11 protein-coding genes and 5 pseudogenes are annotated in these 15,133 nt (G+C 54.0%); 3 read left to right on the plus strand and 13 right to left on the minus strand.

What is annotated here, in order from left to right; all coding sequences use genetic code 11:
- Window positions 1-13: 13 nt before the first annotated feature.
- The 8 genes and pseudogenes from ptsP to CXB77_RS07310 form a co-directional block, all read right to left on the minus strand.
- Window positions 14-1,755, minus strand: a pseudogene (gene ptsP / locus CXB77_RS24560) (phosphoenolpyruvate--protein phosphotransferase).
- Complete coding sequence (locus CXB77_RS07280) at window positions 1,752-2,021, minus strand: HPr family phosphocarrier protein (RefSeq protein WP_105073363.1); 270 nt, start codon at window positions 2,019-2,021, stop codon at window positions 1,752-1,754. The pseudogene ptsP and the gene CXB77_RS07280 overlap by 4 nt, the downstream one beginning before the upstream one ends.
- Window positions 2,018-2,458, minus strand: coding sequence for a PTS sugar transporter subunit IIA (locus CXB77_RS07285; RefSeq protein WP_105073364.1), 441 nt, complete (start codon window positions 2,456-2,458; stop codon window positions 2,018-2,020). The genes CXB77_RS07280 and CXB77_RS07285 overlap by 4 nt, the downstream gene beginning before the upstream one ends.
- The gene (rapZ, locus tag CXB77_RS07290; RefSeq protein ID WP_105073365.1) at window positions 2,455-3,315 is read right to left on the minus strand and encodes an RNase adapter RapZ; all 861 of its coding nucleotides are present in this window, start codon (window positions 3,313-3,315) and stop codon (window positions 2,455-2,457) included. The genes CXB77_RS07285 and rapZ overlap by 4 nt, the downstream gene beginning before the upstream one ends.
- Before the next feature lie 53 nt (window positions 3,316-3,368).
- Window positions 3,369-4,331: an HPr(Ser) kinase/phosphatase gene (gene hprK, locus CXB77_RS07295; RefSeq protein ID WP_105073366.1), complete on the minus strand. Its 963-nt coding sequence runs from the start codon at window positions 4,329-4,331 to the stop codon at window positions 3,369-3,371.
- Complete coding sequence (locus tag CXB77_RS07300) at window positions 4,331-4,945, minus strand: PTS sugar transporter subunit IIA (protein ID WP_347338078.1); 615 nt, start codon at window positions 4,943-4,945, stop codon at window positions 4,331-4,333. Before CXB77_RS07300 ends, hprK begins: the two co-directional genes overlap by 1 nt.
- 34 nt (window positions 4,946-4,979) lie before the next feature.
- Window positions 4,980-5,303 (minus strand): ribosome hibernation-promoting factor, HPF/YfiA family, encoded by a 324-nt coding sequence (hpf, locus tag CXB77_RS07305; RefSeq protein WP_105073368.1) that lies wholly within the window; start codon window positions 5,301-5,303, stop codon window positions 4,980-4,982.
- Between the two features lie 30 nt (window positions 5,304-5,333).
- Entirely contained in the window at window positions 5,334-6,815 is a 1,482-nt protein-coding gene (locus CXB77_RS07310) for an RNA polymerase factor sigma-54 (RefSeq protein WP_105073369.1), read from the minus strand.
- Window positions 6,816-6,821: 6 nt separating this feature from the next.
- Here CXB77_RS07310 and CXB77_RS19655 point away from each other — a divergent pair, with 6 nt between their 5' ends.
- On the plus strand, window positions 6,822-6,992 hold the full coding sequence (locus CXB77_RS19655) for a hypothetical protein (protein ID WP_172452584.1): 171 nt from the start codon (window positions 6,822-6,824) through the stop codon (window positions 6,990-6,992).
- Here CXB77_RS19655 and lptB read toward each other — a convergent pair.
- From lptB to CXB77_RS07340, 5 genes and pseudogenes are all read right to left on the minus strand, one after another.
- Window positions 6,984-7,656: pseudogene (gene lptB, locus CXB77_RS07315) on the minus strand (LPS export ABC transporter ATP-binding protein). The gene CXB77_RS19655 and the pseudogene lptB overlap by 9 nt on opposite strands.
- Before the next feature lie 30 nt (window positions 7,657-7,686).
- The gene (gene lptA / locus CXB77_RS21525) at window positions 7,687-8,853 is read right to left on the minus strand and encodes a lipopolysaccharide transport periplasmic protein LptA (RefSeq protein WP_242445533.1); all 1,167 of its coding nucleotides are present in this window, start codon (window positions 8,851-8,853) and stop codon (window positions 7,687-7,689) included.
- A gap of 17 nt (window positions 8,854-8,870) precedes the next feature.
- Window positions 8,871-9,360: pseudogene (locus CXB77_RS07330) on the minus strand (KdsC family phosphatase).
- A gap of 74 nt (window positions 9,361-9,434) precedes the next feature.
- Window positions 9,435-10,451, minus strand: a pseudogene (locus CXB77_RS07335) (KpsF/GutQ family sugar-phosphate isomerase).
- 99 nt (window positions 10,452-10,550) lie between these two features.
- Window positions 10,551-10,922 carry a hydrogenase maturation nickel metallochaperone HypA gene (locus CXB77_RS07340; RefSeq protein WP_105073370.1) on the minus strand — a complete coding sequence of 124 codons (372 nt, stop codon included), beginning with the start codon at window positions 10,920-10,922 and terminating at the stop codon, window positions 10,551-10,553.
- Between the two features lie 170 nt (window positions 10,923-11,092).
- Here CXB77_RS07340 and CXB77_RS07345 point away from each other — a divergent pair.
- Window positions 11,093-11,839, plus strand: a pseudogene (locus CXB77_RS07345) (HesA/MoeB/ThiF family protein).
- A complete protein-coding gene (locus tag CXB77_RS07350; RefSeq protein ID WP_242445534.1) occupies window positions 11,836-15,132 on the plus strand; it encodes a hybrid sensor histidine kinase/response regulator in 3,297 nt (1,098 codons plus the stop codon). The pseudogene CXB77_RS07345 and the gene CXB77_RS07350 overlap by 4 nt, the downstream one beginning before the upstream one ends.
- Window position 15,133 lies beyond the last annotated feature (1 nt).

The following is a 15,133-nucleotide window of genomic DNA, read 5'->3' on the forward strand; positions in this document are numbered from 1 at the left end:
ACCCTGATTTGTATTAACTTTGATTCAGTGCATCGACGAGCTGCGCTGGCTCAATATCGTCGAGATGCGCGAACAGTTGCGCCGTGCGGTGCTGTAAATCTTTGACATCTGCGCCCAAAATGATTTCTTTCACATCTAACAATGCGCCCGGCTGCATACTGAATTCTCGCAAACCCAGCCCCAGCAACAAGCGCGTAAAACGCGGATTTCCCGCCATTTCTCCGCACATGCTGACGGGAATATCCAGCGAACGTCCGGCGTCAATCACCATGCGCACCAGCCGTAAAATTGCTGGATGCAGCGGATCAAACAGATAATTCACGGCATCATCTAACCGATCAATCGCCAGCGTGTATTGAATTAAATCGTTGGTTCCAATCGATAAAAAATCTATTCGCTGCGCCATTGCACGAGCGCACAACGCCGCTGCCGGCACCTCAATCATTGCGCCAATCGGCATCGCAGCGTCATAACGCAAGCCTTCACGATCAAGCTGCGAACGCAGTTGTGCCAGCAGAACCAACACCGTGTCCAATTCGTGGACATTCGTCACTAATGGCAACATCAAACGCACTGGACCGAGCGCCGACGCTCGCAAAATGGCACGCAGTTGCGGGCGAAATAGCTCCGGCTCTTTCAAACACAGCCGAATGGCGCGTAGTCCAAGCGCAGGATTGCAAGTATTAGTGCTGGCGGTACTGAATGCTGCGCAATGCTTATCGACGCCCAGATCAAGAGTGCGAATGGTGATCGGAATGCCTTCAAGTCCCGCCATCATCGCCGTGTAGGTCGCAAAATGTTCCTCTTCATCGGCATATCGCGGCGATTCATATACAGAAATTCGGTGCGATACAGTCCCACTCCAACTGCGCCATTGGCTTTGGCAACGCGCACATCTTCTGGCAATTCCAAATTCGCCAGCAAACTGATCGCCACGCCGTCACGAGTGCGGCTGGGGCGCGTGACCAGTTCGCGCAACCGCCGCTGGCGCGTTTTAATCGTTTTTAAGCAACCACGAAAATAATGCAGCGTCCGCGCATCATTATTTGCCAGCACCGTGCCAGTCGCGCCGTCAACGACCAGAAATTCCTGTGGATGCAGATAACGGGTGATGTCGTGAATGCCCATCACTGCCGGAACGCCGAGACTGCGAGCTAAAATTGCGGTGTGTGACATCGGTCCGCCGGATTCAGTGACGAATGCCACTGCGCCACGCTGTCGCAGCACAATGGTGTCCGCTGGCGTGAGATCGTGCGCGACCACGATGCAGCCGTTGAGGTCGGCAAGTTTTGCTTCAGGCAGTGCGGCATCACCGCGCAAAAACGCCTGAATCTGATTCACGACGTGTTCAATGTCATCGCGGCGAGTGCGCAGATAAGGATCGTCCATCGCATCAAACACGCGGATCAACGTATCGCGCTGGAGCTGTAACGCCCACTCTGCATTACAGTTTTGCTCCATCACGATGCGCCGCACTTCGCCAATCAACGCTGCGTCTTCCAGCATCAGCAAATGCGCGTCGATGAACTCGGCAATTTTGATCGACGTGTGCTGCGGAATTTGGTCGCGCACTACGTTGAGTGCCTCGCGGGCAGCGGCGACGGCAATATCTAAACGCCTTAATTCGCTTTCGACCTGTTCAGCGAGAATGGCGAGAGGTGCAACGACGGTTCGCCCGCGCACATCAATAAATGCAGGTCCCAGCGCAATGGCGCATGAAGACGCGATACCAATCCCCTGAAATGCCGTGGTCATTGCCCCTCTCCAAAACGGTCGCGGATCAATTGCTCCAGTGCGTCCACTGCTTCTGCTTCATCATCGCCAACCGCCTCAATCGTGATCCATGTGCCCTGACTGGCGGCCAACATCATCACGCCCATGATGCTTTTGCCATTCACGCGCAGCTCATTGCGTTCGACTTCGATGTGACTTTGGAAACGTCCTGCGCACTGCACCAGCTTGGCAGAAGCACGACCATGTAACCCCAACTTATTCACGATTTGGCAGGTTTTACGCATCATGGCAGCGAGACTCCAACTGTTGTTGTGGTCTGGCATTGATCGCCGGACGTTGCACACAAACGCACACCCTCGCGTCCACCAGCGCAGGCTTTTTCGCTGACTGCATCCAAAGTGAGATGCGCGTAATTGAGCGCCCGCAGCAGCATCGGTAAATTGATGCCGGTCAATACCCGCACTTGCTCGCGCTGTGCCAATAATCGCAACGCAACATTTGCTGGAGTTGCGCCAAATAAGTCGGTCAAAATTAATACGCCAGCGCCTTGATCGACTTCCGCGATACAACGCAGCCCTTCTGTAATCAGGGTTTCGCATGGCGTGTCGTTAATCACTTCGAGCGTTTCTACATTGCTGGGATAGGTTCCAAGCACGTCAGCGGCAACGCGAAGCAAACCGCCAGCCAGCGGACAGTGGGTGATCAGCACAATTCCCACCGTCATGGCAATTCTCGATGCCGCACGATCACCTGATGACCGGCCTGTTCAAAATCCCGACGCAGCGTTTCGACCATGTACACCGAGCGGTGTTGACCGCCGGTGCAACCGATGGCGATGGTCAAATAACTGCGTCCGTCGGTTTCAAATGCGGGAATCCACGCCTGAAGAAAACGTTGAATGTCATCGCGCATCCGCAACACGTCGGGATGCGCTTCTAAAAAATCTACCACCAGAGGATCGCGTCCGGTCAGTGGTTTCAGTTGCGGTTGCCAATGCGGATTGGGTAAACAGCGCACATCAAACACAAAATCAACGTCTTGCGGAACGCCGTGTTTGAAACCGAATGATTGCAGCAGCATTGACACTTTCGGTGAGGCGCTGCCGACCAGCCAGCCACGCACCCGATCACGCAGTTCGTGCACATTGGTTTGCGTGGTGTCGATGCACATTGCGGCGCAGTGGCGAATCGGTTCCAGCAGTTCGCGCTCCAGCGCAATCGCCTCGCTGAGTGAACGGTCGCCGCGTGTTAACGGATGTTTGCGGCGAGTTTCGCTAAACCGGCGGATCAACGTTTCGGTCTGCGTATCAAGGAATAACAATTGACAATCAATGCCTTTTGTTTGCGCAGTGGCGATTAATTCCGGCAGCAAGCGCAGTTCATCTGGATTGGTGCGAGCGTCTACGCCAACGGCGACGTGCGTGAATTTGGCATCCAATGTGGCTTGCCCTAATCCCAGCACCAAATCTTTCAGTAAAAAGAGCGGTAGATTGTCGATGCAGTAATAGCTCAGGTCTTCAAGTGTATGTAATGCAACACTTTTTCCTGAGCCAGAAAGTCCACTGAGAATAACCAGTTTCATAGATGTGGCTTCACATCAGGCTTAAAACGAAGAGCGCAGCGTGATCGAACAAATCAGCGCAGCGCCATAGGTGGATCGGATTGGTCAACGTCAATCGCTCGCGCTTGGCGATTGGTGAAATCCTCGCTCGCATCGTAGCCGCGAATGCGCAGAATCTGATGGCGCACTGCGGCTTCAACCAAAATGGCGAGATTGCGTCCGGGCGCGACCGGCATCAACACTTTCGGAACCGTGACTTCGAGGATGTTGGCGATGGTGAGGCTGCCAGTGAGTCGATCAATACAGGCGAGCTGCTGTTGATCAAGTGGCTGTAAGTCGATAATAAGATTGAGTGTTTTGCTGCGTAACACTGCACCTTCACCGAACATGGCGCGAATGTTGAGAATGCCCAACCCGCGCACTTCCAGAAAATCCCGCAGCAATTCTGGGCAAGTGCCCTCGAGTACATCTGGCGCAATGCGGGCGAAACGCGGCGCGTCGTCGGCGATCAGACGATGACCGCGAGTAATCAGCTCCAGCGCCAGCTCACTTTTTCCCACTGCCGGATTGCCGATCAACAGCACGCCCATTCCCAGCACTTCGATAAATACGCCGTGGAGCGTTTTGCGTTCGGCGAGCGCGTGAGTCAGAAAATAGCGCAGATGGTTAATCAAATCTTGGTCGATGAGCGTGGAGGCGAGCAGCGGCGTTTGGGTGCGCTCGGCGGCTGCGAGCAGTGCGGCATCGGGCATGACACCATCGGTAAAAATCACTGCGGCGGGATGATCGGAAAATAGTTTTTCCACCGTGTCGGCAAACGCATTTGTACCCAGCGCACTTAAATACGTTTGTTCCTGCTGACCGATGATTTGTAACCGATTGGGATGAATACAGTTGAGCGAGCCAATTAAAGATTGGCGCGTTTGCTCCGGCCCAATCCCCCGCAATGAACGCGGCATATCCGGTTCTGCCGTCACCCAATGGAGTTTGAGCTGGGTTCCAGTTTGCGCGATGAGAGCTTGCAGGCTATCAATCATCACGAGTCAGAAATGTTGAGTGCTTGCAACAGCCCCGACGGGGAATCGGCTTGCCGCAAGCGTTCACGAATACTGGGATCGCTGAAGCGACCAGCCAGTTGTGCAAGCAGGCGCAGATGCTCATCATTTGCTGCTTCCGGCGCAAGCAGAGCAAACGCCAAATCCACCGGTTCATCACTATCAGCGCCGTCATAATCAATGCCGCGTTGCAACTGCACCAGTGCGCCAATGACTTCGGTGACATCTTTGGTGCGGGCATGAGGCAAAGCAATGCCATGACCTAAAGCTGTGCTGCCTAGCCGTTCGCGCTCTAACAGGCGTTCAAACACCACTTCAGCATCTAGGCGCGGATGGGCGCTGGCTAAAAGCTGCGCGAGAATTTCGAGCAACCGTTTTTTGCTGGTAATTTCAAGACCACAAATCACGCGGGTCTCGTTAATCAAATCTGTGCTTAACATGACGCCAAGTCCGAGTATTTGTGAACGCAGCCGAGGCGAGTTCAACTCGCCGAGTGACTGCCGCTGCTGGCGCTCATCGATCCGAAATCCTGATAAAAAACACCTCGAATGGCGCATCACACTGCCGCTCGAGGTGTCGAGTATTTGCGTTGTCAAGCATTCTGTATTCAGAACATCAACGCAACCGAGACTATTCCTCTGTCTCGATCATCTTCGCAGCATTGCCACGGTGATTGCCCTTCTTCTCTTTATAGCGCAGCACCTGACGATCTAACTTGTCGATCAGGGCATCAATCGCCGCATACATGTCTTCATGGGTCGCATCAGCAAAGATGGTGCCGCCGTTGATATGCAGCGTCGCTTCAACCTTCTGTTCGAGTTTTTCCACGGTGAGAACCACGTGGGCGTTGATGACGTGGTCGAAATGGCGCGACAGGCGCTCGAGTTTGTTCTCGACATAACTTTTGAGGGCGTCAGTGATGTCGATGTGATGACCCGTCAAATTAATCTGCATTTTCTCGCTCCTTAAAATTCAAACAGCCTGCTAATTCAGACGTTTGCGCTCATTCGAGGGTGGGATGCCCATAGCCTCGCGGTATTTGGCGACGGTTCGGCGCGCAACCTTGATCCCCTGATCAGCCAAATCCTTGGCAATTTTATCGTCACTCAAGGGCTTTCTGGTGGACTCTAATGCAATCAGTTTGCGAATCAGGGCACGGATCGCGGTAGACGAACATTCGCCGCCAGAGGCGGTGTTGACATGCGAAGAGAAAAAGTATTTGAACTCAAAGGTTCCGCGTGGTGTGTGCATATATTTCTGCGTCGTCACCCGCGACACGGTGGATTCATGTAGCTCTAACGCCTCAGCAATGTCACGTAAAATCATCGGGCGCATTCCTTCATCGCCCTGTTCAAAAAAATCCTGTTGCATTTCAACGATTTTTGCGCCGACGCGCAGCACCGTTTCATTGCGACTGACCAAACTTTTAATAAACCACCGCGCTTCCTGCAAGTGACTTTTCAAAATGCTGCCGTCAGCACTTTGATCGCTGCGGCGAATCAAATTGAGATATTCAGCGTTAACGCGCAGTTTGGGCGTTGCCTCGGCGTTGAGTTCGACATACCAACGCCCTTCTGCTTTGCGCACAAATACGTCGGGGACAATGTATTCCGCTGGCGCAGTTTCGATCACCGAACCTGGACGCGGTTGCAGCGACCGAATTAGCGCCAGCGCCTCAGTCACTTCATTTTCAGTTGCTTCGCACAGCCGCATTAGCGCATTCACATCTTTGCGCGGCAACGCCTCAAAACCATTGTGGCAAATCTGAATTGCCAATTGGCGTGATGGCATTTCTATTGGCAACTGCCGCAATTGAATCAATAAACATTCCTGTAAATCCCGCGCTCCCACGCCGGAGGGATCAAGTGATTGCACACGATAAATCAGCGTTTGCACGTCTTCCGCTGCAACACTCGGATCATCAATTGTCAGAAATAAATCAGGAACATCGCTGCGCAGATAACCATCCGCATCAATTGCGTCAATAATGGTTTGCGCAATCATAAAATCGCGTTCATTCAAGCGACTGAGATTGAGCTGCCACGCCAGATGATCGTGCAAAGACAGCGGACGACTTTGCTGGGTAAGCGGATCAAAATCGGCATCGGTATCGCTGCCTTGCCCAGTCGTTGGCAAATAGCTGTCGTAAACATCATCCCATTGAATATCCACCGGTAATTCATCCGGCATATCGTTTGACGCTGCCGAAACCTCTTGATCGACCCGCGCTTCTTCGCGGTACTCCGGCTCGCTGTCAGTGGTCGGTGCCAGCCGCATATCGCTCATTTCATTGGCAATAAACCGCTCGGTCTCGTCGCCTTCTTCCAACATCAAATTGGAATCAAGGACTTCCTGAATCTCTTTCTGGAGTTCGAGCGCAGACAATTGCAACAGTTTGATCGCCTGCTGCAATTGCGGCGTCATCGTGAGATGTTGACCAAGACGAAGCTGAATCGTTTGCTTCATTGGAGCGTGGATGCGTCTGAAAAATCTCGTGGAGAGGTAGCGATCATTCGGTTGGTGGTACAGGCAATTGGCGTTTCATATTTAGCAAATTCTAACATGGAACATCCTGTTCAGTCGGTTGTTGACAACGATTATCACTGCGTATCGCGCCAGCGCAAACCGCTCGATTTACATTGAAAAATCAGCGCCGAGATACACGTCGCGGACGTGCTGATCGGCTAACAATTCGCTCGGCACACCTGCGGCAATCATTGTGCCGTTGTTGATGATGTAGCCCCGGTCGCAAATATCGAGCGTTTCGCGGACGTTATGATCGGTGATGAGTACACCAATGTTGCGGTCGCGTAAATGCGACACAATCGCTTTGATGTCGCCCACCGCAATTGGATCGACGCCCGCAAAGGGCTCATCCAGCAACATCACGCTCGGATCAACTGCCAGCGCCCGCGCAATTTCCAACCGTCGCCGTTCCCGCCAGACAAACTCAGCGCCAGCGAGCTGCGACATGCGCAATGCCCAGTTCTTCCAGCAGTTCATCGCAGCGCAATTCACGTTGCTGGCGCGTCAAATCGCGGCGCAATTCCAGAATGGCGAGGATGTTGGCGCGAGCAGTGAGTTTGCGAAACACCGACGGTTCCTGCGCCAAATAGCTCAACCCAGCGCGAGCGCGGCGGTGCATCGGCTGATGCGTCACGTCCTGCCCATTGAGCAAAATGCGCCCTTGATCGACTGCGATTAACCCGACGATGAGATAAAAACAGGTGGTTTTGCCTGCGCCGTTTGGACCGAGTAAACCCACCACTTCGCCGGGATTCACGCCGACACTGACGCCGCGCAGCACTTCACGACCGCGATAACCCTTGTGTAATGTTCAGCGCACAGCACGGTCATTCTTCAGCATTTCAGTGGGTTTCGTCGGTGGTTGATCGGGCGTGATCGTGATTTTGACGCGCCCGCTGCCGCCAGCGCGGAATTGTGCATGAGCGCGGTCGTAAATAATGCGCTCGCTGGTCAAACGATCTTCGCCCTGAATCAACAATCCATCGCCGATTAAAATCAATTCGTCTTTCATCGCGTCGTATTCCATCCGCTTGGCAAACGCCTGAACTTCTCCTTGTTGATCATCAAGTTGCTGGCGATATTTCACCGGCGCACCCAGCGCGATGATAAAGCGCGGTTGACGATCTTCCTGATGATAAACCGTCACATGCTCGGCATTGAGCCGCAAACTGCCCTGCGTGACCTGCACATGTCCGACATAAACGCTGGTGCCATCGGCTTCACGCACTTCCACATCATCGGCTTCAATCAACAGCGGCTGCTGCGCATCGGTTTTGAGCGCCCACGCTGGCGCAAGCCAACTCAGCGCCAGCAGTCCAATAACGATGAACAGAGTTTGACGCGCTCGACTCATGGTGCATGTCATCCCAGGCTCAACATGATTTTTCGACGGTGCAAACTGAATGCGCGTATTGCCTTGAAACACGGTGCGACTCGGCTCGCCGTACCACAGTTGCATTCCGTTCGCCGTCAACGTATCGCCTTCGCTTTCAATGCGTACCGGCACGGTTGACACTGCCAGCGACTGTTCGCGCCACACGTCAAGCTGTGTCGTAGTCAACTGCGCCGACCGCACCTGCGCCGTTCCCTGTCGTTCCACGCGCACCTCACCCAGCAATCTGATTTGCTTGCCATCAGCAAACACGATGCCGCTCGCCGAGTGCGCCGTCCACGTCACGCCGTTCGGCTGCAACAATTCCACACGCGGTTGATCGAGTTCTGACAGATTTTCCGCAGCAAAATGACGCAGTTCCGCCGCCGCAAACCGCCGATTAAGTTGACCGTTGGTGTCAGTTTCCACGCCGCTAAACTGGGTCACGACATGATCAGGCAGCCGAGCGCGAATCACGGGCAGCAATTCCGGTGGATGCGTGTGCAATTGCCACCATGCCAGCACACCGAAAGCAAATCCCGCCATCAACAGCAATTGTCGCTGTGACCAAAGTCGTCGCCGTTCAGTGCGCAGTGCCGCAAACATCATCATGCGCAGTCAATTCACGCGAACTGCGCCAGCACGCGATCCAAATTGCCCTGCGCAGAAAGAATAAATTCGCACACTTCCCGCGCTGCGCCGCGACCGCCCGGCGATCGAGTGCGCCAATGCGCCAGCTCCAGCACATTTGGATGCGCATCGTGACCGCAATCGCCAGCCCCACGCGGCGCATGATCGGCAAATCCACAAGGTCATCGCCAACATAAGCAATTTCTGCATCACTGAGCGCCAGCCGTTGTTTCAGTTCTGCATACGCGGGCAATTTGTCTTGATAGCCCTGATAAATCTCTGAAATGCCAAGGCTTTCCATGCGCATTTTCACCACTTGCGAACTGCGTCCGGTGATCACTGCCAGCCGCACTCCAGTACTTTGCAGCAGCGTCATACCAGACCGTCGCGGGAATAAAACGCCTTGTATTCCTGACCGTCATCGCCGAGATACAGGCTGCCGTCGGTGAGTACGCCATCGACATCGAAAATGACCAAGCGAATGTGGAAGCGCGGTGGTGTAAATTGTGCATGTTCCGATAACCCCTTGACGGTAAAAAACAATTAACCTGCCAATTCTAAACTACGCCAGCCCGCAGCAGATCGTGCATATTCAACGCGCCAATCACGCGCTGCGCGGCATCAATCACCAGTAAGCTATTGATTGCTTTCGCTTCCATGCAGTGCAGCGCCTCGGCAGCCAGCGCCTCAGCCGTGATCGTTGTGCACTGGCGCGTCATCACCGTTTCAATCTGCGTCTGATGCACATTCACGCCGCGATCCAACGCTCGCCGCAAATCGCCGTCGGTGAAAATGCCGATCAATAAACCGTCAGCATCGACGACTGCGCTCATGCCCAAGCCGGTGCGCGACATTTCCTCCAGCGTCGCCAATAACGAGGTGCCCAGTGTCACGCTCGGCACATGCTCGCCGCAGTGCATCACGTCGCCAACATGCAGCAATAAACGCCGTCCGAGACTGCCAGCCGGATGCGACCGCGCGAAATCTTCAGCGGTAAAGCCGCGCCGTTCCAACAGCGCAATCGCCAACGCATCGCCCATCGCCAAGGTCGCAGTGGTGCTCGCCGTTGGTGCGAGTCCGAGCGGGCAGGCTTCACTGGTCACACTCACGTCAAGATGTGCGGTGGCTTCTCGCGCCAGCGTTGATTCCGGGCGTCCGGTCAACGCAATCAGTGGTACGCCGAGGCGTTTAAGTAACGGTAAAATCGTCAAATTTCCGCAGTTTCGCCAGAATTAGAAATCGCCAGCACGACATCGCTAGGCGTAATCATGCCGAGATCGCCGTGACTGGCTTCGCCGGGGTGAACGAAAAATGCCGGACTGCCGGTACTCGCCAAGGTTGCCGCGAGTTTGCTGCCGATGTGACCGGATTTGCCCATGCCGAGCACGACAATGCGCCCGGTGCAAGCGAGCATGTACGCGCACGCAGTCACAAATGCTGCATCAATCGTCGCGCAGCGCAGCAACGGCGGCAGCTTCGGTATCAATCACTGCTCGCGCCAGCGTCTGAAGCTGGGCGGCTTCGGCAGCAGTGAGCGCCAGCGGACGAGTGCCGAGCTGTCGGTGTGCAGTCATTACAAATCCTGTGATTATTGAAGGAATTAACGCGCTATTTGCCGTTTGGTGCGGCGCGAGCAGATGCGCAAAAATACACCAATCACGGTGGCACTGTCGTTAATGCGGCAGTGCTGGTATTTCATCCGGCACGGTCAGTTCTAAATGCGCCAGCAATAATTCGTTACCACTGATAAGACGGGTGTGTGTGCTGGCGCAAATGCTGCAAAACAGCCGGTTCGGAGTGGCGACGGTTTCTGCGCCGCAGTCTTGACAAGCGACGCGAATCGCGGCGGATTCAATCACCAATTCGGCGTGTTCGGCGCAAGTCCCGACGGCAACGAGCGGATAAGCATGTTGCAGCAACACTGCTTCCACTCCCGACAACGGACCGATTTTCAGCACGATGCGCGTCACGCTGGTTGCGCCATGTTCAGCAGCAATTTGTGTGACCTGATCGAGTAATGCCTGACACAGTGAAAGCTCGTGCATCAATTTGGTATCCGTTGGACTGAGAATTTCACCGCCATCGTTCCGCGCTGCAATGCGCTGTGAGCGATGATTATCCTATCAATTACAACTATAACTTTACGGAGGATGCGAGATCAGCTTCATGGTGCGCTGCGTTACGCTCTAAGCAGATGATTTCTCGCGCAACACAGATGATCAATGACCAATTATCGCGTTACAGCCGCCAAATTCTGCTGCCGAATTTCGGGATCACGGGACAAGAGCGGCTACAGGCAGCGCGGGTGCTGATTGTGGGGCTGGGCGGATTAGGTTCGCCAGTGGCGCTGTATTTGGCAGCAGCGGGCGTTGGGCGATTACTGCTGGCGGATGGTGACACCGTGGAGCTGTCAAATCTGCATCGGCAAATTGTGCACACCACCTCGCGCATCGGAATGCTGAAAGCGCAGTCCGCGCAGCTGGCGCTGGCAGAACAAAATCCTGAAGTAGAGCTGGTGACGATTGAGCACCGGTTAACGGCAGACAATTTGCCGCCGCTGCTGGCGGAAGTCGATGTCGTCGTGGATTGCTGCGACAACTTCGCCACCGTTTTGCGCTCAATGCAGCCTGTGTAGCGGCGCGCGCCCGTTGGTTTCTGGCGCAGTGCTGCGGCTGGAAGGACAAGTCACCGTCTTTTCTGGTCAGCCCGGCGATCCCTGTTATCGCTGCCTGTATCCTGATTCTGAGGATTTCAACGACGACACCTGCGCCACCAACGGCATTCTCGCGCCCATCGCCGGCATTATCGGCAGCACCCAAGCGGCTGAAACGCTGAAATTTTAACCGGCATCGGTACGCCGCTCATTGGGCAACTGCTGGTGCTGGATGGCTTGACGATGCGCTGGCGCAGTCTGCGTTTACGCGCTGATCCAGCGTGTCCAGTGTGCACTCAACCGCGATGATCGCTAATGAAACTCAGTCGCCTTTCCCTGTTATTTTCCGCAATCTTGCTGTTGACGCTGGCCGTCAATGGCGCATTTACGCTGTTTGTTGGAATGCGCACATCAATCTCAGCGCCGCACAAGAGCATCGGCAACGGGCGCTGATATTGGTGCAAAACCTGCGGCGGGAATCAGAACTGCTGGCGCGATTGGTCGGGCTATATGCCAATTCCGGCGAGATGCGTTTTTTGCTGGCTTATTACGACATTCTCGCTATTCGTGAAGGTGAAAAACCTGAGCCTTCTTGTGGCGATGCCATCATTTATTGGGAACAGGTGATTGCCGAAGAGGAAACGCATCATTTGTCCTTGACCGGAATACAAAAATCCTTGCGCCAGCGCATGTTCTCACTCGGTTTTCAGGCGCAGGAGCTGGCAGCACTGGATGCAGTGTTTGTGGCAACCGAAGCATTGAAAGAAGTTGAACAAATTGCGTTTGCGGCCACGCAAGGACTGTACGATCAGAAAACACAAACCTTTGTTTCTGATGGACAACCAGATCGAGAATTTGCCCGTCAATTGATTTCAAGCCGTGACTACAACCAGCGGCGGCTGCGTTTATCAGAAAGCATCGACTTTCTGCTGAAGCGCGTCGATGAACGTACCAATGCCGAATTGCAACAGGTACGCGCTCGTTTACAAGATTGGATTTTAGCGTCGATTTTGGGCTTGATCGTGATGACCGTGGTGATTTTGATCGAAATTCATGTGTTATCGCGTCATGTATTGTGGCCGGTGCGCAAATTGCGGTTGATTGCTGGACGGCTCGCGGAAGGGCAATACAACGCTCGCGTCGGGTCGCTGCGCGGCGTGGAGGAATTGACCATGCTGGGCACGATTCTGGATGACATGGCGCGAGCGATTGCCAGCGATATTAGTCGTCACGAAGCAGTGCAGCAGGAACTCGAAACCGCCCGGCAACGCGCTGAATTGGCAACCCAAGCGAAAAGTCGGTTTCTCGCCAATATGAGCCACGAAATCCGCACCCCGATGAACGCCATCATCGGCATGTTGTATTTGGCACTCGGCACTGCGTTGACGCAGCAACAACGCGACTATCTCAGCAAGGCGCAATCTGCCGCCAAATCACTGCTCGGCATCCTGAACGACATTCTCGATTTTTCCAAAGTGGAAGCTGGGCGATTGGAGCTTGATCCTGCACCATTTCAACTGGAACAGATCATCAGCGAGGCGCTGCTGCTCGTGCAGCAACACGCGCAGGAAAAACAGATCGAATTGCTGTTTGATGCGCGGGGACTGTGGGCAATTCGTCAACACGGCGATCTGTTTGGCGATGCACTGCGGCTGCGGCAGGTGTTAACCAATTTGCTCTCGAACGCGGTGAAGTTCACGAGCGCCGGACATGTGCAGTTGATTTTGGAACCGATTTGCGAATCCAGCTCAGAAGTGACCTTGCATTTCGCAGTCGAAGATACCGGCATCGGCATCAACGCCGAGCAGCTTTCACGGCTGTTTGCTGAGTTCAGCCAAGCAGACAGTTCCACCACCCGCAAATATGGCGGCACCGGTTTAGGTTTGGTGATTGCCAAACGATTGGTGGAAATGATGGGCGGAGAGCTGGCAGTGAAGAGCCAGCCCGGAAAAGGTTCCACTTTTTATTTCACGATTCGCCTGCCGCGCACGCCGAAACCGCTGGTCAGTGACGTGAACAAAACACAATTGGCACAATTGCGAGTGTTGGTCGTAGACGATTACAGCGAGGCACGAATGGCGTTAGTCGGGTTGTTGCGGCATTTGGGTATCATGCGTTTGGATGACTGCGCCAGCGGAATGCAGGCAGTGGAGCGATTAGAAATGGCGGGGCTGGCGCATGATCCTTATGACATTTTGATTCTCGATTGGATGATGCCGGGCATGGACGGATTGGGCGTATTGCGTCAACTGCGCACCCGTCAGATGGTCATTCCGCACATCTTAATTGCGTCGGCCTGTGATCCCAGCGAAATTCGTGAACAAGCGCAACCATTTAATGTGTTTGATTTTATAACTAAACCGGTGTTGCCGCAGACGTTGCGCGAATGGCTACACCGTCAGATTCACGCGCCGCAACTGCCAGTAACGGGAACGCAGCCGCAACCAGCCGCTTTGACCGGATTTCGTGTGCTGCTGGTGGAAGATAACTTGTTAAATCAACAAATTGCCTTGGAGCTCATGCAGGCGCAAGGCGTACTGGTGGATGTTGCCAATCATGGCGGTGAGGCGCTGGCACTTTTAGCGGCGCAGCCAGCGGATTATTACGCGCTGGTGTTAATGGATTTGCAGATGCCGGTGCTTGACGGCTACCAAACCACCGAGCAACTCCGCGCTGATTCTCGTTATTCCGCGTTGCCGATTGTCGCCATGACTGCACATGCACTGATTGAAGAGCGCCAGCGCGGAATGGCGCTGGGAATGCAGGCTTATTTATCAAAACCCTTTGATCCGGCTGAATTATTCGCCATTTTAGAACGCTATTGCGCTGCGCCGAAATCTAAATCCCCCCCGGCCCCCCTTTTGCAAAGGGGGGAGAACACAAGTCCTTCTTTGCAACAGGAATTGTCACCAAGCCCCTCTGTGCCAAAGTCACCAGAAAGCCCCCCTTTGGAAAAGGGGGGTTGGGGGGATTTATCAAAAGAAGACAATTGGGGAGATTTAAAAATCCCCGGACTGAATGCCGAGCAGGGTATGGCGCGTACTGGTGGTAATCTATTGTTTTATCGCGGTTTACTCGTCGGTTTTTACAACCAATTCCATGCTGCGCCAACCACGTTACGCACCTTGTTAGAACAAAAAGACTGGGAAACCGCGCATCGGTTAACGCACACCTTAAAAGGTTTGGCTGGCTCGCTGGGAATGCCGATGGTGCAGCAGGCAGCGGCAGTGTTGGAGAAAAGCATTCGAACGCATGACTTGCCAGCGGCAATGACCAACCTTGATGCACTAAATACGCAATTAATTCCATTACTTGAGCCACTTTCCGCCGTAGCAGAAATGAACGCCGCAGATGAAATGTCCACTGCGGCGACTGCCGTTACGCCTGTGGAAATGGATGAGATTAAGATGCAGCGCGAACGATTACTGAAATTGCTGGCTGAAGGTGATGCCGAAGCAATTGAATTATGGCGACAACAGTCTGCTGGGTTTGCCAGCTTCTTGCCGGTCGCCATCTTTCGCCAAGTAAAACAGGCAATTGAGCGTTTTGATTTTGATTTAGCACTGACTTTGCTTGATAACCAAAACGACGGCGAGCACTGAC

This window comes from Chromatium okenii (assembly GCF_002958735.1).
GTDB lineage: Bacteria > Pseudomonadota > Gammaproteobacteria > Chromatiales > Chromatiaceae > Chromatium > Chromatium okenii_A.

Coding starts and splice junctions, on each gene's coding strand:
- CXB77_RS07280 (WP_105073363.1), bottom strand. CDS start 2,021: ATGATGCGTAAAACCTGCCAAATCGTGAATAAGTTGGGGTTACATGGT.
- CXB77_RS07285 (WP_105073364.1), bottom strand. CDS start 2,458: ATGACGGTGGGAATTGTGCTGATCACCCACTGTCCGCTGGCTGGCGGT.
- rapZ (WP_105073365.1), bottom strand. CDS start 3,315: ATGAAACTGGTTATTCTCAGTGGACTTTCTGGCTCAGGAAAAAGTGTT.
- hprK (WP_105073366.1), bottom strand. CDS start 4,331: ATGATTGATAGCCTGCAAGCTCTCATCGCGCAAACTGGAACCCAGCTC.
- hpf (WP_105073368.1), bottom strand. CDS start 5,303: ATGCAGATTAATTTGACGGGTCATCACATCGACATCACTGACGCCCTC.
- CXB77_RS07310 (WP_105073369.1), bottom strand. CDS start 6,815: ATGAAGCAAACGATTCAGCTTCGTCTTGGTCAACATCTCACGATGACG.
- lptA (WP_242445533.1), bottom strand. CDS start 8,853: ATGTTTGCGGCACTGCGCACTGAACGGCGACGACTTTGGTCACAGCGA.
- CXB77_RS07340 (WP_105073370.1), bottom strand. CDS start 10,922: ATGCACGAGCTTTCACTGTGTCAGGCATTACTCGATCAGGTCACACAA.
- CXB77_RS07350 (WP_242445534.1), top strand. CDS start 11,836: ATGATCGCTAATGAAACTCAGTCGCCTTTCCCTGTTATTTTCCGCAAT.